Here is a 26,112-nt window from a genome sequence, read left to right as displayed (position 1 = left end):
TGCGGCAATTGCTTTTCAAACCTCCCGGGATTCGGTCATTTCCCTTGACCTCACAGGAATAATCGCCTTCGATGCGTTTCGTGAATGGGAGGCAGCGCATCGGCAACCGATGCGGGTCCGGGAGTGGGCCTTGAAGTGGGAGCTGCATTCACAAACGAAAAAAGATCAAGTGTCGCCTGGCAGCAGGGGCGCCTGTAACAGAAAAGGGTCTGTGGGTCATGAAACACATTGCAATCGGCATCCTTGGCGCCGCCGCGCTCGGGTTCATGGCGTCCGCCGCTTCGGCCGGCACGCTCGACACCGTGAAGCAGAAGGGCTTCATCCAGTGCGGCGTCTCGACCGGCCTCGCCGGCTTCTCGGCGCCGGACGACAAGGGTGACTGGAAAGGCATCGACGCGGACTTCTGTCGCGCCGTTGCGGCCGCTGTCTTCGGTGACGCATCCAAGGTCAAGTTCACGCCGCTCAGCGCCAAGGAGCGCTTCACCGCGCTGCAGTCGGGCGAGATCGACATCCTGTCGCGCAACACCACCTGGACCAGCAACCGCGACAGCGCGCTCGGCCTCGATTTCGTCGGCGTCACCTACTATGACGGCCAGGGCTTCATGATCAACGCCAAGAAGCTGCCGGGGGTGAACTCCGCGCTGCAGCTTTCGGGCGCCGCCGTCTGCGTGCAAAGCGGCACCACGACCGAGCTCAACCTCGCCGATTACTTCAAGAAGAACAAGATGGAGTACAACCCCGTCGTGTTCGAGAAGCTGGAAGAGGTCAACGCCGCCTATGACGCGGGCCGCTGCGACGCTTACACCACCGACCAGTCCGGCCTTTACGGCATCCGTCTGACGCTCTCTTCGCCAGCCGACCATGTCGTGCTGCCCGAGATCATCTCCAAGGAGCCGCTCGGCCCGGCCGTGCGCCAGGGCGACGACCAGTGGGCGCATATCGCGCGCTGGACCTATTTCGCGCTGCTCAACGCCGAGGAAGCCGGTATCACGCAGGCCAATGTCGACGAGATGAAGACGTCGACCGATCCCAACATCCAGCGTATTCTCGGCACTGAGCCCGACGGCAAGTACGGCGCCGATCTCGGCCTTTCCAACGACTGGGTTGTCAACATCGTCAAGGCTGTCGGCAACTACGGCGAAATGTTCGAACGCAATGTCGGCTCGGGCAGCCCGCTCAAGATCGCGCGCGGCATCAACGCGCTGTGGACCAAGGGCGGCCTGCAATACGGCCCGCCGATCCGCTGATTGAAACGTGATCCGGGAGGCAGGTCGTCTGCCTCCTGGTTTCTCTTTTCAGGGGACGGTCCATGGCTTCGCAGGAAATCCTTCGCGAGGAGCCGAGTCGCGGCTCCTTCATCAATGACCCGAGAATACGCAGCCTGTTCTTTCAGACGCTGGTCATCATCCTGGTGTTCGGCTCGATCTGGTGGATCGTCGACAACGTCATCGACAATCTACGGCGCCTGCACATCGCCTCGGGCTTCGGCTTCCTCAAGAGCAGGGCCGGCTTCGACATCTCCGACACGCCGATCGCCTACACGTCGGACTCGACCTATTTCCGGGCGCTCGTCGTCGGCCTGCTCAACACGATCATCGTCGCGGTCGCCGGCATCGTCCTTGCCACCGTCGTCGGCTTCGCGGTCGGCATCGGCCGCTTGTCGCAAAACTGGCTGATCCGCAAGATCTGCACGGTCTATGTCGAGATATTCCGCAACATCCCGCCGCTGCTGGTCATTTTCTTCTGGTACTCCGGGGTGCTGGCCGTGCTTCCGGCGCCGCGCGAGAGCATCCATCTGCCTTTCGGTTCCTTCCTCAACCAGCGTGGTTTCTATTTGCCGCGCGCTGTCTGGGGGGACGGTTCCTGGCTGATCGGCGTCGCATTGCTGCTCGCCATCGCAATGGCCTGGTTCGTCGCCCACAGGGCGCGACAGCGGCAGAGGGCGACCGGCCAGCAATTCCCGGTCTTCTGGACGTCTGTCGCTCTCATCGTGGGACTGCCGGTGCTCGCTTTCCTGCTCAGCGGCATGCCGCTTACCTTCGATTTCCCGAAACAGTCGACCTTCAACCTGACCGGCGGTTTCTGGATCAAGCCGGAGTTCCTGTCGCTGCTCCTGGCGCTTTCCTTCTACACCGCCGCGTTCATCGCCGAGATCGTGCGCGCCGGCATCAGGGGCGTAAGCAAGGGCCAGAGTGAAGCAGCCGGCGCGCTCGGCCTGCGCTCAGGCCCGATCCTGCGCCTGGTGGTTGTCCCGCAGGCGATGCGCATCGTCATCCCGCCGCTGACCAGCCAGTATCTCAATCTGACCAAGAACTCCTCGCTGGCGATCGCCATCGGCTATCCCGATCTGACGGCCACGGCCGGCACGGTGCTGAACCAGACCGGACAGGCGGTGGAAGGCGTGTTCATCATGATGATCGCCTATCTGGTGCTGAGCCTGGTGACGTCCTTTGTCATGAACATCGTCAACGCCAGAATGGCGCTGGTGGAGAGGTAGGGCCATGCAGGAACACGATATGTCCTGGGTGCGCACCGAGATGACGCTGGCGCAGCCGGCGCCTGCCGGTGAGCGCGGCGCCATCGCATGGGTGCGCAAGAACCTGATCGGTTCGGTTGGCGACGCCGTCCTCACCGTCCTCGGTATCGCCATTGTGCTGTGGATCGTGCCGCAGGTCGTCAACTGGGCCTTCATCAACGCGCAGTGGACCGGGCCGGACCGCTCGGTCTGCGCCACGGCCGCGCAGGGCGGCATCCAGCCCGACGGCTGGACCGGCGCCTGCTGGGCCTTCGTCAACGCCAAGTTCGGCCAGTTCATGTTCGGCACCTATCCGATCGAGGAGCGCTGGCGGCCGATTCTGGTCGCCATCCTGTTCGTGGCGCTGCTGGTGCCGATGCTGATCCCGCGCGTGCCGCGCAAGGGGTTGAACGCCATCCTGCTGTTCGTGGCGCTGCCGATCGTCGCCTTCTTCCTGCTGGTCGGCGGTGCCTTCGGCCTGGAGCATGTCGAGACCGCGCGTTGGGGCGGACTTCTCATCACGCTCAGCCTCTCCTTCGTCGGCATCGCGGTGTCTCTGCCGATGGGCATCGTGCTGGCGCTCGGGCGCCGTTCGAAGATGCCGATCGTCAAGTGGCTGTGCATCGTCTTCATCGAGATGGTGCGCGGCATTCCGTTGATCACGGTGCTGTTCTTCGCCAGCGTCATGCTGCCGTTGTTCCTTCCCGAGGGTGTCACGTTCGACAAGTATCTGCGGGCGCTGATCGGCGTCTCGCTGTTTGCCGCCGCCTATATGGCCGAGGTGATCCGCGGCGGCCTGCAGGCGATCCCGAAGGGCCAGTATGAGGGCGCCGATTCGCTCGGCCTCGGCTATTGGCAGAAGATGAGCCTGATCGTGCTGCCGCAGGCGTTGAAGCTGGTCATCCCCGGCATCGTCAACACCTTCATCGGCATGTTCAAGGACACCAGTCTGGTGCTGATCATCTCGATGTTCGACCTGCTCGGCGTGGTGAAGCAGAATTTCGCTGATCCGAACTGGGCGACGCCGCAGACCCCCAAGTCGGGCCTGATCTTTGCCGCTTTCGTGTTCTGGCTGTTCTGCTTCGGCATGTCGCGCTATTCGATGTATACTGAACGCCGGCTCGACACCGGTTACAAACGCTGATGCATGTCGCGTGACGGTGCGCATCTAGTCAAAAGATAAAAAAGGGGAAATTGGTCATGTCATCAGAAAACGCCGTCAGCGCGGAAGACCTCAAGGTCAATGCCGGAAAGATGCATGTCTCGACCACCGATGTCGCCATCGACATCGTCGGCATGCACAAATGGTATGGCGAGTTTCACGTGCTGAAGGACATCAACCTCAAGGTGATGCGCGGCGAGCGCATCGTCATTTGCGGTCCGTCCGGCTCCGGCAAGTCGACCATGATCCGCTGCATCAACCGGCTGGAGGAACACCAGAAGGGCAAGATCATCGTCGATGGAAAGGAGCTCACCAACGATCTGAAGAAGATCGACGAGGTGCGCCGCGAGGTCGGCATGGTGTTCCAGCACTTCAACCTGTTCCCGCATCTCACCATCCTGGAGAACTGCACGCTGGCGCCGATCTGGGTGCGCAAGATGCCGAAGAAGCAGGCCGAGGAAATCGCCATGCATTTCCTCAAGCGCGTCAAGATCCCGGAACAGGCCAACAAATATCCTGGACAGCTCTCCGGCGGCCAGCAGCAGCGCGTGGCGATCGCCCGCTCGCTCTGCATGAACCCGCGCATTATGCTGTTCGACGAGCCGACCTCGGCGCTCGATCCGGAGATGATCAAGGAGGTGCTGGAGACGATGGTGGGGCTGGCGGAAGAGGGCATGACCATGCTGTGCGTCACCCACGAGATGGGCTTTGCCCGCAAGGTCGCCAACCGCGTGATCTTCATGGATCAGGGCCAGATCGTCGAGCAGAACACGCCGGCCGAGTTCTTCGACCATCCGCGCCATGAGCGCACGAAGCTGTTCCTCAGCCAGATCCTGCACTGAGGCGGCGCGCCTCCGCTTCGTCGTTCTAGGGCGGAGCAAGGAGCGAAGCGCCGCGGCGCAGACCCTGGAATCCATGCCGTGACATCGAGGCGTTGCCGCGGTTCAGAATTCCACACCGTTGCGCTTGCGGCAGGGGTGGGGGCGTGGATCCTCGGCTGAAGCCGAGGATGACGAAGTCACGAACGGCTTCAGCCAATCTCGAAAGCTGCGGCAAATGCGGCCGACTTATCGCGCCTGATGCGAAAATTCCTGCGATATCTGGCAATGCTCGTAGGAGCGGTGCTGCTCGCCGTCGCGCTCGGCACGCTGGTGCCGCGCCCTCTCTGGCCTGCGACCATGGCCGAAGGCGAGGGGACGCGGCACATATTGGTGCTGAGGAACCCGATCCACACCGACATCGCCGTGCCCCTCGACGACGGCGTGCGCCGGCGATTTGCCTTCCTCGCGGATGCCGATCTGCCGATCGAAGCGCCGGAGGCGCGCTATATCGTTTTCGGCTGGGGTGGCCGCGCCTTCTATCTGGAGACGCCGACCTGGTCGCAACTGAAGGCCGCGCCGGTGGTGAAAGCGCTGACGCTCGATGCCTCTGTGATGCATGTCGATATCGCGGGAGCGATCAAGGAGCCACATCCCGATGTCGCCGATTTCGACATCGACGAGGCGCATTTTGCAGCGCTGCTCGACTATATCGCGGAGAGCTTCCAGCAGGGGCCCGCCGGGCCTGTGGTCATCGAGGATGCGGGCTATTCAACCTATGACCGTTTCTACGAAGCCAACGGCCATTTCAACGCGCTGGTCGGCTGCAACACCTGGACGGCAGCTGGGCTGCGCGTTGCCGGCCTTCGCACGGGATGGTGGAACCCGCTGCCGGTTTCGCTGTGGTGGTCGATGGGGTTGTATGATTAGCGCTCGTCTAGGCGAGCGCCGAGTTCCGTCACACCCCTCTCTGGCCTGCAGGAAAGAGGGGGGTGCTGTCCCGCCGGCCTATCCGGCCACCAGACGCGCTACCGCCGCACGACCTTCTGCTCCTCCCACCCGTAGAGCCAGTCCAGATCCGCCGCGAGCTTCTCCGCCGGCCGAGCTGCGAGCACCAGGTTGCGGGCGATCGCCACCGGTCCCCAGGCGTGCCAGGCCAAACGGTTCAGCGCACCGCGTTTCAGCACTCGTTCGACGCGCGGCCGCCTGAGATTCTCCCAGATGGTCAGGCTCTGCCTGGGATCGCCAGGAAAATCGGCGACCAGATCGGCAAGCATCGCGGCGTCCTCGATCCCCATGGCCGCGCCCTGCGCGGCGAAGGGTGTCATGGCATGCGCGGCGTCGCCGATCAGCGCGATGCCTTCCGGCATCGTCCAGCGGCGCTGCTCGACCGTGTGGATGGGGAAAGCCGTCCAGGGGCCGGCGAGCGCCACCAGCCTCGACAATGTTGCCGCCGTGCCGCGCACGGCCCCTGAGAGGATGGCGGGGTCGGCATGGCCGGACCAGTCTTCGGCGATGCGCTCGCCCTTGGTGAAGGCGGCAAGGTTGAAGGCGCTGCCCTTGCTCACCGGATAGGCGACCATATGGAAGCCGGGATGCAGGAAGGTGGTGACGCAGTCGGCAGCGCCGATTTGCATAAAGACCTGGCCGGCGGCGCTTTCCGCCGGGATCGTCGCGCGCCAGGCGAGTTCGCCCGAAAAGCGGCTTGCCGCAAAGCCGGCCGTCCGGGCAAGCTCGGCGCGGACCGAGGACCACACGCCGTCCGCTCCGACCACCAGGCCGCCCGTGACATGCGTCGTTTCGCCCTCGATCTCGACAGTCGCGGTTACGCTTTGCGGGTCGGCGGCGATGCCGGTCACCCGCGCCCCGGTAACGAGCTCCACATCTGGCCGGTTTGCCGCCGCGGCCATCAGGGCCGCCTGCAGGTCGGCGCGGTGCGCCACCAGATAGGGCGCGCCCCAACGGCTTTCACCAGCCTCCCCAAGCGGCACGCGCGCCAGCTCACGCAGGCTTCTTGCGTCCTTCAGCACCACCGCTTCCGGCCGGATCGCGTCGGCCAGCAGGCGATCGAGCACGCCGAGCCGGCGCAGGATACGGGTCGCATTGGGGGAAAGCTGGAGCCCGGCGCCGGCCGCTTCGAGCTGCTTGGCCTGCTCCAACAGCGTTACCGGGAAGCCACGCGTCGAGAAAGCGATCGCCGCCGTCAGTCCGGCGATGCCAGCCCCGGCGATAACGATTTGCCGGGACCGTGTTTCAGCCATGGTTGGGAAAAAAGGGTCAGGCGGCCTGATCGACATAGAGGCAGCCGGCCGGCTGCGTTTCCGTCGCCTTCAGCGACGGCGAATAGCGGTAGAGCGTCGAGCAGTAGGGACAGACCTTTTCATTGTCGTCGCCCATATCGAGGAACACATGCGGGTGGTCGAAAGGCGGGTTGGCGCCGGTGCACATGAATTCCTTGACGCCGATCTCGATGACCGGATGGCCCGCGTCGTTCTGGAAATGGGGGATGCTGCCGCCTGCCATCGTCGTCTCCAATTGGGTTTGGCCAGTGGTGTGACTAGCCTGCATCTGGAGCATAACAGGCCAGTTTGCAAGATCGATGAAATCAAACTGTCGCAAAAGCCTGGCAGAGGATAAGTTGAGCCGGTTAAGCGCATGCGGCTGGGCGCGGAGCGATTCCGTGACGATCATGCGTCACAAACAAATGTTAGAGCGTCGCTGAACGGCAATATGCGGCGCTCCCAGAAAGTTGCGGGCAGAGCGGGAAACCATGAACGAACTGAAGCCTGTACTGAGCGAGTTCATCACCGTCGAGGCGGCCAGCCCGGACGGCGGCAATCCCGACCGTTTCGTCAATCGCGAGTTCTCCTGGCTGCAATTCAACCGCCGCGTGCTGGAGGAATCGCTGAACGAGCATCATCCGCTGCTCGAACGCGTCCGCTTCCTGTCGATCTCGGCCGCCAATCTCGATGAATTCTTCATGGTCCGCGTCGCCGGCCTCGCCGGCCAGGTGCGCGAGGGCATCGCCCTGAAAAGCCCGGACGGCCGCACCCCCGAGCAGCAGCTCGAGCAGCTGCTGCGCGAGGTCGAACGCCTGCAGGAGGACCAGCAGAAGAGCCTGTCGACGCTGATGACCCTGCTCAACAAGGAGGGCATCGAAAGCATCACCCGCGATGCGCTCACCAAGGACGAGAAGGCCTGGCTTGAAGACCATTTCCAGGAGCAGGTCTTCCCGGTGCTGACGCCGCTGTCGATCGACCCGGCGCATCCGTTCCCGTTCATCCCCAATCTCGGCTTCTCGATCGCGCTGCAGCTGCGCCATCGCAAGAATGGCGAGGCGATGAGCGCGCTCTTGCGCCTGCCGGTGGCGCTCAAGCGTTTCATCCGCTTGCCCGACCGCAAGCACCATGTCCGCTTCATCCCGCTGGAGGAAGCAGTCGGCATCTATATCGGCAAGCTCTTCCCCGGCTACGAGGTCAAGGGCTCGGGCACGTTCCGCATCATCCGCGACAGCGATATCGAGGTCGAGGAAGAGTCCGAAGACCTGGTGCGCCTGTTCGAGACGGCGCTGAAGCGGCGGCGCCGCGGTTCGGTGATCCGCATCGAATTCGACACGCTGATGCCTGCCGAATTGCGCGATTTCGTCGCCGGCGAGCTCGGCGTCTCGTCGAGCCGCATCAGCGTGCTCACCGGCCCGCTGGCGCTCAACCAGATCTCCGAGATCGTCGCCATTCCGCGCGACGACCTGAAATTCACGCCCTACAATCCGCGCTTCCCCGAGCGCATCCGCGAGCATGGCGGCGATTGCCTGGCCGCCATCCGCGAGAAGGACATCGTCGTCCACCACCCTTACGAATCCTTCGACGTGGTGGTGCAGTTCCTGCGCCAGGCCGCGGCCGATTCCGAAGTGGTGGCGATCAAGCAGACGCTCTACCGCACCTCCAACGACAGCCCGATCGTGCGCGCGCTGATCGATGCCGCCGAGGCCGGCAAGTCGGTGACGGCGCTTGTCGAGCTCAAGGCGCGGTTCGACGAGGAGGCCAACATCCGCTGGGCGCGCGACCTCGAACGCGCCGGCGTCCAGGTCGTGTTCGGCTTCCTGGAGCTCAAGACCCACGCCAAGATGTCGCTGGTGGTGCGCCGCGAGGACGGCAAGCTGCGCAATTACGTGCATCTCGGCACCGGCAATTACCATCCGGTCACCGCGCGCATCTACACCGACCTGTCCTTCTTCACCACCGATCCGACCATCGCGCGCGATGTCGCGCAGGTCTTCAACTTCATCACCGGCTATGCCGAGCCGGCCGAGGAAATGCGCCTTGCGGTGTCGCCCTTCACGCTGCGCAATCGCATCCTGAAGCATATCTCGGAGGAGATCGTCCATGCCCGCGAGGGCCGGCCGGCCCGCATCTGGATGAAGATGAACGCGCTGGTCGATCCGACCATCATCGACGCGCTTTATGACGCCAGCCGCGCCGGCGTCGAGATCGACCTCGTCGTGCGCGGCATCTGCTGCCTCAGGCCGCAGGTGCCGGGCCTCTCCGAGAACATAAGGGTGAAATCGATCGTCGGCCGTTTCCTCGAGCACAGCCGCATCTTCTGCTTCGGCAACGGCCACGGCCTGCCGTCGGACGAGGCGATCGTCTACATCTCGTCGGCCGACATGATGCCGCGCAATCTCGACCGCCGCGTCGAGACCCTGGTGCCCATCACCAATCCAACTGTGCATGAACAGGTGCTTGGCCAGATCATGCTGGGCAACATCATGGACAACCAGCAAAGTTTCGACGTATTGGCTGACGGGACCTCCCGGCGCGTTGTGCTGGAGGAGGGCGAAGAGCCGTTCAACGCGCAGGAATATTTCATGACCAATCCGAGCCTCTCCGGACGGGGTGACGCGCTGAAGTCGCATGCGCCCAAGCGCATCGCCCAGTTCAAGCGCCGCAAGAAGAACGGCGCCGCGTGATCGCAGTTTCCCAGGGCCGGCTTCAGGACCGGCGGCCGCTGTCGATCATCGACATCGGATCGAACTCGATCCGCCTTGTCGTCTATGAGGGGCTGGCGCGCTCGCCCACGCTGCTGTTCAACGAAAAGATGCTGGCTGGCCTCGGCCGCGGCATCGTTTCGACGGGCAGGCTCGACCCCGAGGCGGTGACGCGCTCGATGGAGGAATTCCGCCGGTTCCGCGCGCTGTCCGACCAGGCGGGCGCCGAGCACATGTATGTGCTGGCCACCGCCGCCGCGCGCGAGGCAGGCAACGGTCCTGATTTCATCCATCGCGCCGAGGACGTTCTGAAGACCGAGATCCGCGTGCTCACCGGTCGTCAGGAAGCCTATTATTCGGCGCTCGGCGTCATATCCGGCTTCCATCCGGCCAACGGCATCGCAGGCGACCTAGGCGGCGGCAGCCTGGAGCTGATCGACATCAATCGCGAAGCGATCGGCGATGGCATCACGCTGCCGCTCGGCGGCTTGCGCCTGCAGGACATGGCCAGGAACTCGCTTGTCCAGGCGCAGAAGATCGCGCGCCAGGAGCTGGCGCGGGCAAAGCTGCTCAAAAGCGGACAGGGCAGGGTCTTCTATGCTGTCGGCGGCACCTGGCGAAACCTCGCCAGGCTGCATATGGAGATGACCAACTACCCGCTCGGCGTCATGCATCACTATGAGATTTCAGCCGACAGCGCGCAGGCTTTCCTGAAGCAGGTGGCCAAGGGCGAGGTCGAGAAGGTGAGGGGCATCGAGGGCGTCTCCAAGAACCGCCGCTCGCTGCTGCCCTACGGCGCCGTCGTGCTGCAGGAGATCATGACGGCAATGCAGCCCTCGAAGATCGTCGTCTCGGCGCAGGGCGTGCGCGAAGGCTTCCTCTATTCGCTGCTCGACGCCGACGAGCAGAAATCCGATCCGCTGATCTCGGCGGCCGAGGAACTGGCGCTCTTGCGTTCGCGCTCGGTGCACCACGCGCATGACCTGGTCGAATGGACCGGCAAGGCGTTCAAGGCCTTTGGCATCGACGAGACGGAAGACGAGGCGCGCTACCGCCATGCCGCCTGCCTGCTCGCCGATATCGGTTGGCGCGCGCATCCCGAATATCGCGGCAGGCAGTCGCTCAACATCATCGCGCATGCCTCCTTCATCGGCGTCGACCATCCTGGCCGCGCCTATCTGGCCTTGGCCAACGCCTATCGCCATGACGGCATCTTCAACGACGGCATCGCGCCCGAGATCAAGGCGCTGGCACCGCCCAGGCTGCTCGAGCGGGCCCGCACGCTGGCGGCGATGATGCGCGTGGTCTACCTGCTGACCGCGGCAATGCCCGGCGTGATGCCTGGGCTCAAATGGGAAAGCCGCGGCAACGGCGCGCTGGCGCTGGTGCTGCCGGCCTCGCTCGCCGATCTTTACGGAGAGCGCCCGGCTGGCCGCCTGGCACAGCTCGCGCGCATCACCAACCGCCGCCTCGTGCTGGCGGTCGAAGGGGGCCCGAGCGTTTCGGTGAAATAGGGTCGGGCTTAAGTCACTTCGGCACCGATGCCGAAGCCGCGCCCGTCGGCTGACCATGCGCCGGCGCCGGCCATGGCGAGCGCAAGGAAACCGCCGGCAATGGCGATATCCTTCATCAGCATCTGCTGGTGCAGGAAGGCGAGGCTCGCATCCTCGCCGCCCTGGCCGTAATGGCCGATGAAACCTGCAACCACACAGAAAGCCGCAAGCAGAAGCGCCACGACCCGCGTCTGGAAACCGACAAGGATCAGAAGCCCGGCAATCAGCTCGAACAGGCCGGTGCCCCAGGCCGCCAAAGTCGGCAGCGGCACGCCGAGACCGGTGAAATAGTTGATCGTGCCGCCGATGTTGGTGAGCGCCTGGAAGCCCGACGGCACGAAGAGCGCGGCAAGAAGGAGCCGCGAGACCAGAAGCAACGCGTTGCGAAACATGGCCACCTCCCTTGCCGTCAGCCGATGCAGTTTACGCCTGCATTGGAAAACGAAAAAGCGGCGCGGAAAAATACCCGCCCCATAAGTTGGGATCTTGGGGGGCAAAGATCAGGCGCGCTTGGCGTCGATCGAATAGGCGCCGGCGCCGGAAGAGGCGAGCAGGATGAAGCCGCCGGTGATGGCCAGGTTCTTGAGGAACTGGATCATCTGCATCTGGTCGGCCCAGCCGGTGTGCGCGACCAGCCCGGTGGCGATCGTGAAGATCGCGAGCACCCAGGCGGCGATGCGGGTCTGGAAGCCTACGAGGATGGCAAGGCCGCCAAGCAGCTCGATCAGGCCGACGACGATAGCGGTGACGGTCGGCGCCGGGAGGCCGAGAGCGCCAAAATAGCCGGCAGTGCCGGAAATGGCGGTGAGCTTGCCGAAGCCGGAAAGCAGGAAGATGACGGAAAGCAGGATGCGGCCGAGCAGGATCGTGGTGGAGCTGTTGGACGCCGCGCCGTTGCCGGCGACGGAAGAGTTGATGGACATGGCGGTTCTCCGAACGGGTTGAATGGTCCGTCAGATAGACGATGAGGACTGTTCACCAAAAGCCACCTATGAGGCGACACATTGTTCACAGAACCTATGTCCTACTGTTCTGGGAGCGGCGCGAAATTCATGTCGGCGAACTGGGCACGAGGAGCAAATTGTGCTGCCGCAAAATCCCTGGGGCTTCGTCATCCACGGGCGAAGCAAGGAGCGAAGCGACGCGGCGCAGACCCGAGGATCCATTCCGTGACTTCAAAGCAGCTGCCGCGGTGCAGATTCTGCCCTGCTGTGCTCATGCCCGAAGTAACGGCATGCATTCTAGGGTCTCCGCGACGGAGCTTCGCCCTGGAATGACGACCTCGCAGGCCTTCCGGCGTCGAGACCTACCCCGGATGCGTCATGTCCGCCGGCCGCACCAGCTGATCGTAATCGGCTTCGCTGACCAGCCCGGTGGCAAGAGCCTCCTCGCGCAAGGTGGTGCCGTTCTTGTGCGCGGTCTTGGCGATCTTGGCGGCGTTGTCGTAGCCGATGGTGGGCGCAAGCGCCGTCACCAGCATCAGCGAGCGCTCGAGCGCCGCCTTGATATTATCCTCACGCGCCTCGATGCCGACCACGCAATTGTCGGTGAAGGAGACGGAGGCATCGGCCAGCAGCTGTACCGACTGCAGGAAGTTGTAGGCCATCAGCGGGTTGTAGACGTTGAGCTCGAAATGGCCCTGGCTGCCGGCGAAGGTGAGCGCTGCATTGTTGCCGAACACCTGCACGCAAACCTGCGTCAGCGCCTCGCACTGGGTCGGGTTGACCTTGCCCGGCATGATCGATGAGCCCGGCTCGTTCTCCGGCAGCGACAGCTCGCCGAGACCAGAGCGCGGGCCGGAGCCGAGCAGGCGGATGTCGTTGGCGATCTTGAAGAGGGCCCCAGCCGCCGCGTTGATCGCGCCGTGCGAAAAGACCATGGAATCGTGCGCGGCGAGCGCCTCGAACTTGTTCGGCGCGGTGACGAAGGCGATGCCGGTGATCGAGGCGATGCGGTCCGCCACCTTTTCCGCGAAGCCGACCGGCGCGTTGAGGCCGGTGCCGACGGCGGTGCCGCCTTGCGCCAGTTCCTGCAGGCCCGGCAGCGTGAGCTCGATGCGCTTGATCGACGAGGCGACCTGCGCGGCATAGCCGGAAAATTCCTGGCCAAGGGTCAGCGGCGTGGCGTCCTGCGTGTGGGTGCGGCCGATCTTGATGATGTGGTTGAAGGCACGCGCCTTGGCGTCGAGCGCCTTGTGCAGATGATGCAGGGCAGGGATCAGATGGTGCACGACCCGCTCGGCGCAGGCGACATGCATGGCCGTCGGATAAGTGTCGTTGGACGACTGGCTCATATTGACGTGGTCGTTGGGGTGCACCGGCTTCTTCGAGCCCATCACGCCGCCGAGCATCTCGATCGCCCGGTTGGAGATCACCTCATTGGCGTTCATGTTGGACTGCGTGCCGGAGCCCGTCTGCCAGACGACCAGCGGGAAATGATCGTTGAGCTTGCCGTCGATGACTTCCTGCGCGGCGTCGACGATCGCCTTGCCGACGGCGGGATCGAGCCGCTTCATCTCCATGTTGACCTCGGCCGCCGCCCGCTTGACGACCCCCAGCGCGCGCACGATCGAAGCCGGCTGCTTTTCCCAGCCGATCTTGAAATTGCCCAGCGAACGCTGCGCCTGCGCGCCCCAATAGCGGTCGGCCGCCACCTCGATGGGGCCGAACGTATCGGTTTCGGTTCTGGTCTTTTCAGCGCTCACGGGAAATCTCCGGTCTGTCGATTTGGGCAAGGGCGTATCGCGTTGCACAAACGGCATCAAGCGGAGATTGCGGGCGGGAAAGATGCAAATCGGTTGAAGGCAAGGCCATCTCCCCCACAAGGGGAGATCAGCCAATCATAGGCGGCCCGACAATGTCGATGCCGTTCTCGGCGCACAGCCTCGTCAGCATCTCGATCATCTCCGGTGTCGGCACCGCCGCCGGCGGCAACTCGGCTCGCTCCGCCGGGCGGCTGGCCTTGCGCACCATCGTCTCGAAATCCGAACCGCGCGTCACTGTGAGCGTGCGCGCGCCTTCGGCAGACTCGACCCTGTAAGCGTGCGGCAGGCCTTTCGGCGCGAGCACCGTTTCGCCGGCGCCGGCAATCCGCTCACGCCCGTCGACGACGAAACGTATCCGTCCTTCGAGGATATGAAACACCTCGTCCTCATTGCGGTGCACGTGCAGCGGCGCAGAATCGCCGTAGGGCTGGCGATGTTCGATGACACAGATGCCATCCTCGCCGTCGGCCGACGAAACCTGGATGGCGACGAGCGTGTTGTTGAACCAGAGGAGCTCCTTGCCTGCGACGGTCGTATTGATCATTGTCATCACTGCTCTCCTTTGTTGAGCGCCGACGAAACGGTTTCGACGGTGACCTAAGCAAGGACGAGCCGGTGATGGAAATCGAATGATCGTATAGGGCGGATTGATGCGATGAATTTGAACGCGCTCGACCTCAATCTGGTGCGAGTGCTCGACGCGCTTCTGCGCGAGAAGAGCGTGACGCGCGCCGGCGAGCAGATCGGCCTCAGCCAGCCGGCGGTGAGTGCGGCGCTCAACCGCCTGCGCCATGCGTTGAACGACCAGCTCTTCGTGCGGCGCGGCAACGACATGGTGCCGACCCCCCGGGCCGAAAGCCTGGCCGAGCCGGTGCGCGCGGCGCTGCGCGAGATCGAGCGTGCTTTTCAGCCGGCGACCGATTTCGATCCGGCAAGGCTGGAACGGACCTTCACCCTCATGGGCGCCGATTTCTTCTCCATGCTCCTGATGCCGCCCTTTGCTGCCCGCATTGCGGCGGTGGCGCCCGGTATATCGTTCCGCTTCCTCGACAGCGCCATCGGCGACGTCTCGAAACTGCTGCAGGAAGATCGCATTGACCTGGCGCTGGAGCGCCCGCTGGAGGTCGCGGAGTGGGTCTCGAGCGTGGCGCTGTTCGGCTCACCTTTCGCCATCATCGCGGCGAAGGACAATGGCGCGCTCGGCCAGGCGGGCATCGTCGAAGGCGAAGAGGTGCCGCTCGAACTCTTCTGCGCGCTGCCGCACGCATTGCGCTCCATCGACGGCTCGATGTCGGGATTCACCGACGATGCGCTGGGCAGAATGGGCCGGACGCGCCGCGTCACGCTCGCCTTGCCGCATTTCCAGGCCGTCGCTCTGGCCGTGGCGGGCGGACCGTATCTGGCCGCCGTCCCGACACAGTTCGCGGTTGCGGCGGCAAAATCCTTGCCGCTCGGTATCTATAGAGCGCCGATCTCGATCCCATCGCCGGCCGTGAGGATGTACTGGCACGCGCGCCGCGACGATGAGCCACCGCATTGCTGGATCCGCGAGCAGATACTCGATGAGGTCGGAAAACTCGGGTTCAAGGACTGGGACGACCCCTCGAGCGCTCACCCGGCGGTATAGCCGCCATCCACCGCGAATATGCCGCCGCTGGTCCAGGCGGCCTCGTCGCTGGCGAGATGGACCGCCATGCCCGCAACATCCGAGGGGCGGCCGATGCGGCCGAGCGGGTAGCTGTGCTCGACATAGGCCTTGAGCTCGGCTTGCGCTTCGGCCGGCAGGTTGACGATCGATTTGCGCCGCATGGCGGTGTCGATGGTGCCGGGCGCGATGGCGTTGACGCGGATGCCGCGCGGGCCAAGCTCGAAGGCGAGCGACTTGGTCAGCGAGTTCAGCGCGCCTTTCGACAGCGAATAGAGGCTCGACGGCCGCTTGGGGATCATCTTGTTGGCGAAGTAGGACGAGATGTTGATGACCGAAGCGCCGGCGCTCAGATGCGGCAGCAGCCGCTGGGTGAGGAAGAACGCCGCTGTCACGTTGAGCGCGAAGGAATTCTGGAACTGCTCCGCGCTCACCGTCTCGAACGGCACCAGATAGGCGACGCCCGCGTTGTTGACGAGGATGTCGAGCGGCCGGCCGGATTGCCCGACATGGGAGGCAACCGCATCGACGCCGGCGCTGGTGGCGAGATCGGCCGAGAGCGTTTCGAGCGAGGCGCTGCCTTTCGCATGCCCCGCTATCGTTTCGCGCGCGGCTTGCAGCTTGGCGGCGTCGCGTCCGACGATCAAAAGGTCGGCGCCTTCGCGGGCAAAGGCTTCGGCAATCGCCAGGCCGATGCCGTCCGAACCGCCGGTGACCAGCGCCCGCTTGCCTTGAAGTCGCATCGCCATGCTCCTGCAATTGGAGCGGCAATGCAGCGCCGCACGGCTCAGGCGGTCAAGCCGGGGGCCTATCGCTCGGTATGAACTTTATCCGGCGGAGGCCAGCCCGACGGGCGACGGCTGGCGCAGGGCCAGCCGGCCCGCGACGAAGTCCTTGACCTGGCGCACCGCCTGGTCGCGCGTGACGCTGCCCGGCTGCAGGCCGAGCCTGAGCCACAGACCGTCGATCAGCGCGGTGACGCCGAGCACGATCTCCTCAGCCAGTTCCGGCGAAGCAAGGCCGCGCAGGCCGGACAAAAGGTTCGAGCGCATGCGCGCGTGGATCACCCTCTGGATGCGCGCGAGCTTCTCGTCGCGCGGCACCTCGGCGCAGAGCGACAGCCAGGCATGGCAGAGCGGCGGCAGGAACAGGTGCTCCTCGAAATTGCCCTCGATCACCGCGTCCAGGCGTTCCATCGGCGTCCGCGCCCGCTGCAGCCGCGCGACCACGGCGTGGCAGAGCACGGCGTTGGCCTCGCGCATGGCGTGCTCGAACAGCTCCTGCTTGTTGCGGAAATAATGCAGCACGATGCCCTTCGAGGCGCCGGCCTGGGCCGCGACCTTTTCCAGCGTCGCGCCGGCGATGCCTTCGCGCTCCAGAACGGCGAAGGCCGCCTGCCGCAACTCCTTGCGGCGTATGTCGCTGAGGCGCGTGAGTTTCACTGGATTGATCCATGCATGGCGAATCCATGTTGACATTTTCGTCCGCCCAGATCAACAATTGACCAATGGGACAATAAGTCGACCTAAAGGTCAATTTGACGATGAGGAGAACCGGAATGTTGCGCATGCTTGCGAATGGCGTCTGTGTCGCGGCCCTGATGCTGGCTTCCCAGGCGGCCTGGGCCGCCGAGGCCGAGAGCTGTAAAGCGGTTCGCATGGCCGAGCCCGGCTGGAACGATCTCGCTTTCACCACCGGCGTGGCCAAGGTGCTGCTCCAGGCGCTCGGCTACGAGCCGCAGAGCGAGGTGCTGGGCATCAACGTCATCTATGAAGGCTTGAAGAACAAAGACCTCGACCTGTTCCTCGGTTACTGGGACCCGGCCATGGTCACCTACTACGAGCCCTACAAGAAGGACGGCTCCATCGAGAATGTGCGCGTCAATCTGGTAGGCGCCAAATACACTTTCGCCGTGCCGACCTATGTCTGGGACGCGGGCGTCAAGGACCTGTCGGACCTGCATAAGTTCGCCGACAAGTTCGGCAAGAAGATGTACGGCATCGAGCCTGGATCCAACCAGCTGATGATGGACGCCATTGCCGATCCGCAATACGGCCTGGACGGCTGGCAGGTGGTCGAGTCGAGCGAGGCCGGCATGCTTTCGGAGGTCGGCTACGAGATCAAGGAGAAGCAGTTCATCGTCTTCCAGGGCTGGGCGCCGCATCCGATGAACACGATGTACGACTTCAAGTACCTGACCGGCGGCGACAAGTTCTTCGGTCCGAATTTCGGCGCCGCCACCGTGACGACGCAGGTGCGCAAGGGCTATCTGCAGGAATGCCCGAACGTCGCGCAGTTCCTGAAGAACCTCGCCTTCGACATCGACATGGAAAATGTCGGCATGGGCTACCTCATCAATGACGGCATGAAGCCGGAGGATGGGGCGCTGAAGTCGATCACCCTGCACAAGGATCGGCTCGATGCCTGGCTCGCCGGCGTCACCACCTTCGACGGCAAGCCCGGCCTTGCCGCGGTCAAGGAAAAGCTCGGACTGTGAGGCCGGCGCTATCGGAGCCCAGAGAGCAGGAGGCCGAGCAGGCCGCTTGGGCGGGGCGCAAGCAGACCGTCGATGTCGGCGGTCTCGACCTTGCCTATGTCGAGATCGCCGGCTCGGAGCCGCCGCTTGTTCTCGTGCATGGCTTCACCGACACCAGCCGCAGCTTCTCCTTGCTGGCGCCGCATCTTTCCGGGCGCCGGCTGATCATGCCTGACCTGCGCGGCCATGGCGGCTCGCAGGCGGGCGAGGGCTGCGGCGTCGCCGACTTCGCCGACGACATTGCCCGGCTGATCCGACGCCTGCGCCTAAACCGGCCGGTCGTCATCGGGCATTCGCTGGGCGGCATGGCGTCGATCGCGCTGGCCGCACAATATCCGGAACTGATCCGCGGGCTGGTGATCGTGGCCAGCACGCTGAAGTCCGATTTCGGATTGGATCACCAGTTGATCGACGGCGTGGCGGCGCTTTGTGATCCGATCTCGCCGTCCGATCCGTTCTATGACTGGTGGCATGCCTGTCAGCCAAGCGTGCCGCGGGCCTTTCTCGCCGGCCTCGCGAAGGATGCGTCCGCAATTCCGGCGGCACGCTGGCGCGCTATTCTCGAAGAAGTCCGCCGCACGGATCTGACCGCCGCGGCGCGGTCCGTGCAGGTCCCGACGCTGATCATCGCCGGCGGGCGCGATCCGCTTTTCGGCGAGGCGCACCAGCAGACGATGGCAGGGGCGCTGGCTGGATCGCGTCTGGTATGGGCGCGGGATTGCGGCCACAACCCGCATTGGGAAGACCCGGCCTTTGTCGCCGAGGCCATCGGCCGGACTTTCGGTGAAGGCTGAACTCAGCCGAACGTAGAGCGCAGCATCGACATCGGGTCGCCGATGAAGCCCAACGCATGCAGGATCATCGCTATCGCGAAGGCGACGATCAGGACCCGGCTGGCGATGGCGAAGGCAAAGCCCAGCGGGTTGCTGCCGATCTCGAAACGATAGATGTCGTCATAGGCCACGCCCGAGGACAGCGACCTGTATATGCCCCAGACCGCTGCCAGTGCCAGAAGGCCGAAGATCGTTGCGGTGAACCATTGCGGCATGAGCGACATCCAGTTGGATGGCGGCACCATAGGCCCTGTCGATTAAGCAATCGCTGATGTGCCGAGCAGCGAACGCGCGGTCGGCGAGAGCTGCAGCACTTCTGTCGGTCGCGCCAGTTCCGCAGATCGCTGGAAAGCCTGCAGGTGAGGCGAGGTTGCAAGCGGTGCTCGGCTGAAGGCATGGCCATCCTCGTTGTCGAAGCCGATGGCGGACAGGAAGACGTTCTCGCCTGTCCGCACCGGCAGGCGCGGGAAGGTGTTTTCGGCGCTCTCCGTCACGAATGCTCCCAGCAGGCTAGCTCCGTTCGCTGCAAGCTGCGGAGCCGCTTCTGTTCGAAAGCGCTCGGTGAAGCCTGCTTCCTTGCCTGGCTGCAAATGATGAATCGAAATCTCAACAATGCCGCCTAAAGCACTTTCAGAATTTTGTTTTCCGGCTTCGGCGCAGGCTGGCCTTTGCCGTCTCGGCAAGTCGAAACCCGCGCCCGGCCATGCCGGTTTCAGAAGCAACACATTGTCGGAATCGATCATCGTCGCATTAGCGGCGTCGCGATGTTCGGCCCAGACCGGCCCGCCATAGAAGGCGGTCAGTGCATTTCTCCGCGCCTCCATGTCCTCGAAGCCGCGCAGCCAAACGAACATGTCGGGGCGGTCGAGGTCGCGGAACTGGCCGATGACCGTCATGCCGGTCGCCTCCTGCGTTTCGACGAACTCGCGGTCGAAGAGGGCAATCAGCGTTTCGCGTTGTCCGGGCTTCAGCGTGTATTGCCGCAGCTCCACGACAGGCGAGGCAAGGCGAGAGGGTCGGTTCATGGTTGGAATCTCGAAACAGGGTGATTGTCCTGTTTTATAAACAGACCGGTTGTCCTGTTTTGTCAATCTGCTATCGTGCTTTTCACCTTCTTGTGGGAGAAGGTGGCTCGGCGCGCAGCGTCGAGACGGATGAGGGTATTCCAGCGGAGTGAGACGCTGGCGTTCCCTCGAGCACCCTTCATCCGCCTTCACTTCGTTCGGGCAAGGGGAGAAGGGGAGATGGCGATGCGCAAGAAGCGCACCAATGACCCGGAAGGCATGCGCCGGCGCGTGCTCGATGTGGCGGAAGACTCCTTCCAGGCGCGCGGCTATCACGCTTCGAGCCTGGGTGATCTGATGGCGGCGGCCGGCGTCACCGGCGGCGCGCTGCACCACCATTTCCCAACCAAGAAGGCGTTGGCGCTGGCCGTGATCGAGGAGCGGGTCGCGGCCGCGGTTCGGGAAACCTGGATCGACCCCGTGCTGGCGGCGCCCTCGGCTCGCGAAGGCGTGCGGGTCGTGTTCGAGGCGGTGGCGGCGGAGCTTGAGCGCCAAGGCTATGTGCGCGGCTGCCCGCTCAACAACCTCGCGCATGAATTGTCGCTGGCCGACGATGAATTTCGCTCGGCACTGGCCAGGATCTTTGCCAATTGGCGGCAGGCGATCGCCGACAAGATGCGGGCCGACCAACCGGACGGCGGGGCCGATCCGGAGCGTTTTGCAGCGCTGGTCGTGGCGGCCTATTCCGGCGCCATGTCGATGGCCAAGACTGCGCAGGACGCCGGGGTTTTGCGGGCGTGCCTGAGGGAGTTGGAAAGTTTCGAACCGTCGCCATCGCAGGGCAGGTTGACCGCAAAGCGGCGTCGCCGCGTGTTGTCACGGGCGAAGATCGGATAGTGCCGGCGGGCGACAATTACGCCTCACTCCTTCAGCGGCTTGATCGTCTCGAACCCAACTTCGCTTTGCGCGCTCGTCCCTTCGTCGTACCGCCGCGCCAGCACCGCCTGCAGGTCCGGCGAATAGAGCGCGGTGAAGGTGTCGATGACATTGCCCGTATCGCCAGTGATCGTTTCGCTGACCACGAGCACGTTGTATTTGCAGTCGCCGAGCTTGTAGCTGTCCTTGCCCTTGACGACCAAAGCCAGTGTCTCGGTGCCCTTTGGCGCCTTTTTCGAAGATAGCCGAACGAATTCGGTCTTGCTCTTGGCGCCTGCTTTCAGCGGGAACAGCTTCTTCAGATCGCCGAGCGGGATCATCGATAGCCGTCCGGTGTCGCTGTCGCGGAACACCTCGATCAGCCCGGCATAGAAATACTGCGTCTGCGGCGAGTCCGACTCGTATTTGTTGGCGACCGCGACCATGCCGCCGGGCCCCGGCCGGAACTCGCTGCTTATGCCGGCCTTTTCCAGCACGAAGCCGGCCTTGGCGGTTTCGGCGTCCACGCAATCCGCGGCCTGCGCGGCTCCGGCGAGCATGGCGAACGTCATGCCGGTTGTGAGGGTTTTCATGCCTTCCTCCCCTGGATGCATGTGCCAAAGCAATGACAGACCTCCGCCTTGCTGTCGACCAAGCGCTATTCACGATTGCACCGCGCGTGAAACGCCTTCGCGGCATTGAACTGGACGAGGCGGTTCGAGGATGTTTAATCGGGTGACGATGAATCGCTCTTTGCCAGCAACCGTTTCGCGCCGCACCTTCATCGCCCGGATGGGTGGCCTCGCTGCCGCCGGCGCCTTTCCGCGCATGGCCTTCGGCCAGACCGGGAAGCGCATCCAGCCGATCGACGCCACCTTCCTCTTCATCGCCGATATCCATGCCTGCCGCATGGCGAGCGGGCTCAGTCCCAGCTGCTTGCAAGAAGGCAAGACCGATGCAGCACTTCTGCGCAATGTCGCGGCCTTGAACGCGATTGCCGACAAGCAGTGGCCGGCCGAGATCAACGGCGTTGCCACCGGCCTGCATTCGGCCGGTATCCGCATCGGCGCGCCGCTCGGCCTGGTCACCGGCGGTGACATCACCGACGACGGCGGTGGCCAGGTCACCGAGCCCAGCGAAGGCACGCAGCTTCTGCAGTTCTCGCAGCGCTATCAGCAAGGCGTCGGGCCCGACCGCGTCCACATCCCGGTCTATGTCGGGCTCGGCAATCACGATCTCGACCAGAACGGCTCGCCGCCGCATGTCGACTGGTATCGCCGCGAATTGCGCGACTATGTCGAGGTCAACCACCGCCCCGGCGTGTTCTTCAAGCCGCCGGTGCCGGCGACCGAATACGACGTCGACACCGACTGCTATTCCTGGGATTGGGGCGGCCTGCATCTTATCCAGACGCACCGCTTCGCCGGCGACACCGGCCATGGCGCGCCGAGCAGCCTGCCCTGGCTGAAGCAGGATCTCGCCACCTATGCCGGCGACGGCCGGCCAGTGATCCTGTTCCAGCATTATGGCTGGGACACTTTCTCGACCGAGCGCTGGGATCCGGCGAAGCGCACCTATGACGACGATGGCGCCGGCCGCCCGCATTGGTGGAGTGAAGCCGACCGCCAGGCGCTCCTGGCCGCGATCAAGGGCTACAATGTGATCGCCGTTTTCCATGGCCACCAGCACGAAGTGCCGATGATCTACCAGCGCGACGGGCTCGATATCGTCAAGCCGAAGGCGGCCTATATGGGCGGCTTCGCGCTGGCGCGGGTGACGGCCGACAACATGGATGTGGTGCTGGGCGAAGCGGTCGGCGATCACGGCGAGATCGTCTTCACCAACGCCTTGGCCAAGCAATTCCAGACATGAAAAGGCCGCCTTGCGGCGGCCTCCGCAGTCCGGTCGTCGAGGTCAGAACGCCTTCTTGACCTTGTCCTTCACGTCGCCATAGGCCTTCTGCACCTTGCCGGCGAGCTTGTCGGCGGTGCCTTCGACCTGGGTCCGCCGGTTGCCGGTGGCCTTGCCGGCCGCCTGTTTGACCGAACCCTTCATTTGTTTGGCAATACCGGCGACCTGATCCCTGTTCACCATGCGCGCATCTCCTGGGCCTGGATAGGAAGCTGGATACGGGAACCGCATCCGGGTCTGACAACGTGCTGGAGCGGTTTGGGTTCCAGGCCAAGGTGATCTCCTTCGCGGTGCGGTTGCATCGGACAAGGCAATCCGGTTAGGGTTCGCCGCGGCTGCGCGAGAGGGTAGCCTTGGGGGAAGCGGGTTTGCGTCTTCGTGTGGTCTTTGTCGCAGTTCTGATGGCCGTGGCCGGCTGCGTCGCCGACGATGTCGGGCCGATCAACCATCTGACCCCGCAAGCCGGCCACCCGTCGCCCACCTACATCCCCGATGCCGCCGATGACGGTTCGACCGTCGTCGGGCTGGCGTTCTCGGGCGGCGGCACGCGGGCCGCCGCTTTCTCCTATGGCGTGTTGCGGGCGCTCGACGATATCGTCATCGACGAACAACCGAAGCGCCGCACGCTGGTCGACGACATCAGGATGATTTCGGGCGCCTCGGGAGGCGCCGTCGCCGCCGCCTATTTCGGCTACAAGGGCAGCGATGGCTACCGGGACTTCCGCGAGCGCTTCCTGACCCAGAATGCCGAGGCCGACCTCAGGACATCGTTCTCGCCGGTCAACTTCGTCCGCGCCTACTATGGCGGGGTCAACGACCGCAGCGGCTTCGCCAGATGGCTGAACGACCATCTCTTCGACGGCGCTACATTCAAAGCGTTGCACAGGCCGAACGGGCCGATCGTCTGGATCAACGCCTCCGACATCTACAATCGTACGCCGTTCCTCTTCACCTACGACACCTTCGCCGCCCTATGCAGCGATCTCGACAAGGTGCGGCTTGCCGATGGCGTGGCCGCGTCCGCCGCCGTGCCGGTCGTCTTCGCGCCGATCGTGGTCGCGGCGACCAGCCCGGAGTGCGGCTACCGCAGGCCTGACTGGCTGAGCCAGGCCTTGGCCGACCACAATGCGTCGCTGCGCCTCAGGGCCTATGCCGGCGCGCTCGATTCCTACCAGAACGCCGGTCCGCAGACCTATGTGAAGCTGCTGGACGGCGGGCTGACCGACAATATCGGCGTCACCGGTTTCACGCTCGAACGCTCGGCCGCCGGCACGCCCTATGGACCGCTGTCGCCCTCTGCGGCGGTGCGCCTGAACACGCTGATCTTCATCGTCGTCGACGCCGGCAGCGGCTCGAACAAGGCCTGGACGAAGTCGCTGCACGGGCCGAAGGCCAGCGAGCTGTTCAACGTCGTCACCAGCACCACGCTCGCTGCCTCGGTGCGCGACGAGTTCGACGCGCTGACGCTCGCCGTCTCGCAATGGAAGGGCGAGTTGGTGCGCTTTCGCTGCGGCCTGCCGGCCTCAACCGTTTCCGCCTATCGCGGCTCGGCTGCCGGCTGGAACTGCCGCAACGTCCGCCTGGTCGTCCAGCACCTTTCCTTCGCCGATGTCGATCCGGCGATGCAGGCGAAGCTGAACGATATCCCGACCAGGCTGCGGCTGCCGGTCGACCAGGTCGACCTCGCGATCGAGGCAGGCCGCAAGGCGATCGAGGTCAACCCCGACATAAAGGCGGCGGTCGCCGCGATCCAGGCCCGCGCCGGCGTCAGGCCGGCGGCGATCACGACGGCCGAAGCGGATTGACATCATCAGGAGACGGTCTTGGCGGAATTCACCCTTTGTATCGGCAACAAGTGCTTTTCTTCCTGGTCGCTCCGGCCATGGGTGGCGATGAAGCACCTGGAGATCCCTTTCGAGGAAGGCTTCGTGCGGCTGCGCACGCCGGAGACGGCGGCCAACCTTGCCAAGGTGTCGCCGACCGGCCTGGTCCCGGTGTTGACCCATAAGGGCAGGATCGTCTGGGAAACGCTGGCCATCCTTGAATATCTTGCCGACCTCTACCCTGAGAAGAAGCTCTGGCCGCAAGACCTCGGCGCCCGTCAACTGGCGCGTTCGGTGGCGACCGAGATGCACTCCGGCTTCCGCGAGCTGCGCTACGGTTGGCCGATGAACCTGCGCCGGCCGAAATCCCACAAGCCGCTCGATGCCGAGGGCGAGGCGCAGCGGGCCCGGATCGAAGCAATCTGGCGTCAGTGCCGCGAACAATATGGCCAGGGCGGCCCGTTCCTGTTCGGCCATTTCACCGCGGCCGATGCCATGTATGCGCCTGTGGTGACGCGCTTCGATACCTATGGCGGTGAGCTGGCGCCGGTCACCCGCGCCTATGTCGACGCGGTGCTGGCGACGCCCGCGATGCGGCACTGGTATGCGGAAGCCGCCAGGGAGCCCTGGCCGGAACCCGGGCCGCACGAGCAGGATTGAACCCGGGCCGTCCGCAAATTGCGTCAACTGCTCTGATGGGGGACTTCAAGCCCTGGCGGCGCGGCCTATGTGAAGGAGCGGGGCGGGTTCCTGGAGATTCCTCATGACAACTGCAAATTCACCACTCACGGGCAAGGTCGCGCTTGTCACCGGCGCTTCATCCGGCATCGGCGAGGCCACCGCCGTGGCCCTTGCCGCGGCCGGCGCGAAAGTCGGGGTCGCCGCCCGTCGTGCCGATCGCCTTGAAGCGCTGGTTGCGCGCATCGGAAAGGCGGGCGGTAAGGCACTCGCCATCGAGGCCGACATCGCCAAGGCCAGCGACATCACCGCGATGGTCGACAAGGTCGTATCCGAATGGGGACGTCTCGACATCCTTGTCAACAATGCCGGCGTCATGCTGCTCGCCCCCGCGGCCGAAGCCGATCTCGACGACTGGCGGCAGATGATCGAGCTCAACCTGATCGGGCTGATGGCGACGACCAAGGCGGCGCTGCCGCACTTGAAGACTTCGAAGGGTCATATCGTCAACGTCTCCTCGGTGGCCGGCCGCGTCGCCAACCCCGGCGCGACAGGTTACGCGGCGACCAAGTTCGGCGTGGTGGCTTTTTCGGAATCGCTACGCCGCGAGGTCTATGCCGACAAGGTGCGCGTCACCGTCATCGAGCCGGGCCTTGTGCGTACCGAACTCGGCGATCACATCACCAACGCGCAATCCAAGGCCGGGCTCGAACACCGTCTTGCCACGATGGAAGCATTGACCGCCGAGGATATCGCGAACGCCATCTTCTATGCCGTCAGCCAGCCGCCAAGGGTCAACGTCAACGAGATACTTATCCGTCCGACTGATCAGGAACGCTGAACAATAGAAAACGCCTCTCGCGCTTTTTATGGCGCGGGAGGCGTCTTTGCCGTCAACCGTTCTCGATTGCTCATGAACTGCCGACGACAGGGATAAAACCGGCAGCCGGCGAAAGAGTTCCCGGCAAGGC

27 protein-coding genes are annotated in these 26,112 nt (G+C 64.2%); 15 read left to right on the top strand and 12 right to left on the bottom strand.

Annotated elements, in window-relative coordinates:
- The first annotated feature begins 218 nt into the window (after nt 1–218).
- The 5 genes from LB572_RS04820 (at nt 219) to LB572_RS04800 (ending at nt 5,425) form a co-directional block, all read left to right on the top strand.
- Nucleotides 219–1,247, top strand: a complete 1,029-nt coding sequence (locus LB572_RS04820) for an amino acid ABC transporter substrate-binding protein (RefSeq protein WP_140801128.1) — start codon at nt 219–221, stop codon at nt 1,245–1,247.
- Between the two features lie 62 nt (nt 1,248–1,309).
- Nucleotides 1,310–2,497 carry an amino acid ABC transporter permease gene (locus LB572_RS04815; protein ID WP_224666916.1) on the top strand — a complete coding sequence of 396 codons (1,188 nt, stop codon included), beginning with the start codon at nt 1,310–1,312 and terminating at the stop codon, nt 2,495–2,497.
- 4 nt (nt 2,498–2,501) lie between these two features.
- Nucleotides 2,502–3,659 (top strand): amino acid ABC transporter permease, encoded by a 1,158-nt coding sequence (locus LB572_RS04810; protein WP_224666915.1) that lies wholly within the window; start codon nt 2,502–2,504, stop codon nt 3,657–3,659.
- A gap of 56 nt (nt 3,660–3,715) precedes the next feature.
- Nucleotides 3,716–4,519: an amino acid ABC transporter ATP-binding protein gene (locus LB572_RS04805; RefSeq protein ID WP_318013992.1), complete on the top strand. Its 804-nt coding sequence runs from the start codon at nt 3,716–3,718 to the stop codon at nt 4,517–4,519.
- Nucleotides 4,520–4,756: 237 nt separating this feature from the next.
- Nucleotides 4,757–5,425, top strand: a complete 669-nt coding sequence (locus LB572_RS04800; RefSeq protein ID WP_224666914.1) for a TIGR02117 family protein — start codon at nt 4,757–4,759, stop codon at nt 5,423–5,425.
- 98 nt (nt 5,426–5,523) lie between these two features.
- Here the strand turns inward: LB572_RS04800 and LB572_RS04795 are convergent, their stop codons facing one another.
- Together LB572_RS04795 and LB572_RS04790 are read right to left on the bottom strand one after the other, a co-directional pair.
- Entirely contained in the window at nt 5,524–6,756 is a 1,233-nt protein-coding gene (locus LB572_RS04795) for an FAD-dependent monooxygenase (RefSeq protein ID WP_224666913.1), read from the bottom strand.
- Nucleotides 6,757–6,772: 16 nt separating this feature from the next.
- Nucleotides 6,773–7,018 carry a zinc-finger domain-containing protein gene (locus tag LB572_RS04790; RefSeq protein WP_027169907.1) on the bottom strand — a complete coding sequence of 82 codons (246 nt, stop codon included), beginning with the start codon at nt 7,016–7,018 and terminating at the stop codon, nt 6,773–6,775.
- Between the two features lie 247 nt (nt 7,019–7,265).
- Between LB572_RS04790 and LB572_RS04785 the strand changes: the two genes are divergently transcribed.
- Both LB572_RS04785 and ppx read left to right on the top strand, forming a co-directional pair.
- A complete protein-coding gene (locus LB572_RS04785; RefSeq protein WP_224666912.1) occupies nt 7,266–9,461 on the top strand; it encodes an RNA degradosome polyphosphate kinase in 2,196 nt (731 codons plus the stop codon).
- Nucleotides 9,458–10,993 (top strand): exopolyphosphatase, encoded by a 1,536-nt coding sequence (gene ppx / locus LB572_RS04780; RefSeq protein WP_224666911.1) that lies wholly within the window; start codon nt 9,458–9,460, stop codon nt 10,991–10,993. Before LB572_RS04785 ends, ppx begins: the two co-directional genes overlap by 4 nt.
- Before the next feature lie 8 nt (nt 10,994–11,001).
- Here the strand turns inward: ppx and LB572_RS04775 are convergent, their stop codons facing one another.
- From LB572_RS04775 to LB572_RS04760, 4 genes are all read right to left on the bottom strand, one after another.
- Complete coding sequence (locus tag LB572_RS04775; RefSeq protein ID WP_140801136.1) at nt 11,002–11,424, bottom strand: DoxX family protein; 423 nt, start codon at nt 11,422–11,424, stop codon at nt 11,002–11,004.
- A gap of 108 nt (nt 11,425–11,532) precedes the next feature.
- Nucleotides 11,533–11,955, bottom strand: a complete 423-nt coding sequence (locus LB572_RS04770; protein WP_140801137.1) for a DoxX family protein — start codon at nt 11,953–11,955, stop codon at nt 11,533–11,535.
- A gap of 383 nt (nt 11,956–12,338) precedes the next feature.
- Complete coding sequence (gene fumC / locus LB572_RS04765) at nt 12,339–13,736, bottom strand: class II fumarate hydratase (RefSeq protein ID WP_224666910.1); 1,398 nt, start codon at nt 13,734–13,736, stop codon at nt 12,339–12,341.
- A 127-nt stretch (nt 13,737–13,863) separates the two neighbouring features.
- Complete coding sequence (locus LB572_RS04760; RefSeq protein ID WP_224666909.1) at nt 13,864–14,346, bottom strand: cupin domain-containing protein; 483 nt, start codon at nt 14,344–14,346, stop codon at nt 13,864–13,866.
- Nucleotides 14,347–14,451: 105 nt separating this feature from the next.
- Between LB572_RS04760 and LB572_RS04755 the strand changes: the two genes are divergently transcribed.
- Entirely contained in the window at nt 14,452–15,423 is a 972-nt protein-coding gene (locus LB572_RS04755) for a LysR family transcriptional regulator (protein WP_140801140.1), read from the top strand.
- Here LB572_RS04755 and LB572_RS04750 read toward each other — a convergent pair.
- Together LB572_RS04750 and betI are read right to left on the bottom strand one after the other, a co-directional pair.
- Nucleotides 15,408–16,184 carry an SDR family NAD(P)-dependent oxidoreductase gene (locus LB572_RS04750; RefSeq protein WP_140801141.1) on the bottom strand — a complete coding sequence of 259 codons (777 nt, stop codon included), beginning with the start codon at nt 16,182–16,184 and terminating at the stop codon, nt 15,408–15,410. The genes LB572_RS04755 and LB572_RS04750 overlap by 16 nt on opposite strands.
- Nucleotides 16,185–16,268: 84 nt before the next feature.
- Nucleotides 16,269–16,919: a choline-responsive transcriptional repressor BetI gene (betI, locus tag LB572_RS04745; protein ID WP_224666908.1), complete on the bottom strand. Its 651-nt coding sequence runs from the start codon at nt 16,917–16,919 to the stop codon at nt 16,269–16,271.
- Between the two features lie 80 nt (nt 16,920–16,999).
- Here betI and choX point away from each other — a divergent pair, with 80 nt between their 5' ends.
- Both choX and LB572_RS04735 read left to right on the top strand, forming a co-directional pair.
- Nucleotides 17,000–17,938, top strand: coding sequence for a choline ABC transporter substrate-binding protein (choX, locus tag LB572_RS04740; protein WP_224666907.1), 939 nt, complete (start codon nt 17,000–17,002; stop codon nt 17,936–17,938).
- The gene (locus LB572_RS04735) at nt 17,935–18,771 is read left to right on the top strand and encodes an alpha/beta fold hydrolase (RefSeq protein ID WP_224666906.1); all 837 of its coding nucleotides are present in this window, start codon (nt 17,935–17,937) and stop codon (nt 18,769–18,771) included. Before choX ends, LB572_RS04735 begins: the two co-directional genes overlap by 4 nt.
- A 2-nt stretch (nt 18,772–18,773) precedes the next feature.
- On the opposite strand, the gene LB572_RS04730 is transcribed toward LB572_RS04735, so the two are convergent.
- Together LB572_RS04730 and LB572_RS04725 are read right to left on the bottom strand one after the other, a co-directional pair.
- Nucleotides 18,774–19,055, bottom strand: coding sequence for a hypothetical protein (locus LB572_RS04730; RefSeq protein WP_224666905.1), 282 nt, complete (start codon nt 19,053–19,055; stop codon nt 18,774–18,776).
- A gap of 12 nt (nt 19,056–19,067) precedes the next feature.
- Entirely contained in the window at nt 19,068–19,835 is a 768-nt protein-coding gene (locus LB572_RS04725; RefSeq protein ID WP_224667117.1) for an NIPSNAP family protein, read from the bottom strand.
- Nucleotides 19,836–20,054: 219 nt separating this feature from the next.
- Between LB572_RS04725 and LB572_RS04720 the strand changes: the two genes are divergently transcribed.
- Entirely contained in the window at nt 20,055–20,711 is a 657-nt protein-coding gene (locus LB572_RS04720; RefSeq protein WP_224666904.1) for a TetR/AcrR family transcriptional regulator, read from the top strand.
- Nucleotides 20,712–20,734: 23 nt separating this feature from the next.
- Here LB572_RS04720 and LB572_RS04715 read toward each other — a convergent pair whose 3' ends face one another.
- A complete protein-coding gene (locus tag LB572_RS04715) occupies nt 20,735–21,322 on the bottom strand; it encodes a hypothetical protein (protein ID WP_224666903.1) in 588 nt (195 codons plus the stop codon).
- Between the two features lie 148 nt (nt 21,323–21,470).
- Here LB572_RS04715 and LB572_RS04710 point away from each other — a divergent pair, with 148 nt between their 5' ends.
- Nucleotides 21,471–22,601 carry a metallophosphoesterase gene (locus LB572_RS04710; RefSeq protein WP_412033534.1) on the top strand — a complete coding sequence of 377 codons (1,131 nt, stop codon included), beginning with the start codon at nt 21,471–21,473 and terminating at the stop codon, nt 22,599–22,601.
- 42 nt (nt 22,602–22,643) lie between these two features.
- Here the strand turns inward: LB572_RS04710 and LB572_RS04705 are convergent, their stop codons facing one another.
- On the bottom strand, nt 22,644–22,823 hold the full coding sequence (locus LB572_RS04705) for a CsbD family protein (protein ID WP_140801149.1): 180 nt from the start codon (nt 22,821–22,823) through the stop codon (nt 22,644–22,646).
- A 218-nt stretch (nt 22,824–23,041) separates the two neighbouring features.
- Between LB572_RS04705 and LB572_RS04700 the strand changes: the two genes are divergently transcribed.
- The 3 genes from LB572_RS04700 to LB572_RS04690 all read left to right on the top strand — a co-directional run bounded on the left by LB572_RS04700 (nt 23,042) and on the right by LB572_RS04690 (nt 25,982).
- Entirely contained in the window at nt 23,042–24,445 is a 1,404-nt protein-coding gene (locus tag LB572_RS04700; RefSeq protein ID WP_224667116.1) for a patatin-like phospholipase family protein, read from the top strand.
- Between the two features lie 18 nt (nt 24,446–24,463).
- On the top strand, nt 24,464–25,123 hold the full coding sequence (locus LB572_RS04695; RefSeq protein ID WP_224666901.1) for a glutathione S-transferase family protein: 660 nt from the start codon (nt 24,464–24,466) through the stop codon (nt 25,121–25,123).
- A 103-nt stretch (nt 25,124–25,226) separates the two neighbouring features.
- On the top strand, nt 25,227–25,982 hold the full coding sequence (locus LB572_RS04690) for an SDR family NAD(P)-dependent oxidoreductase (protein WP_224666900.1): 756 nt from the start codon (nt 25,227–25,229) through the stop codon (nt 25,980–25,982).
- The last annotated feature ends 130 nt before the right edge of the window (nt 25,983–26,112 follow it).

Origin of the sequence: Mesorhizobium sp. BH1-1-5 (genome assembly GCF_020165615.1) — a bacterium.
In the GTDB taxonomy this organism is placed as follows: domain Bacteria; phylum Pseudomonadota; class Alphaproteobacteria; order Rhizobiales; family Rhizobiaceae; genus Mesorhizobium.
Note: the sequence above shows the minus strand (reverse complement) of the source record. Positions and strands in the feature narration are given on the sequence as shown.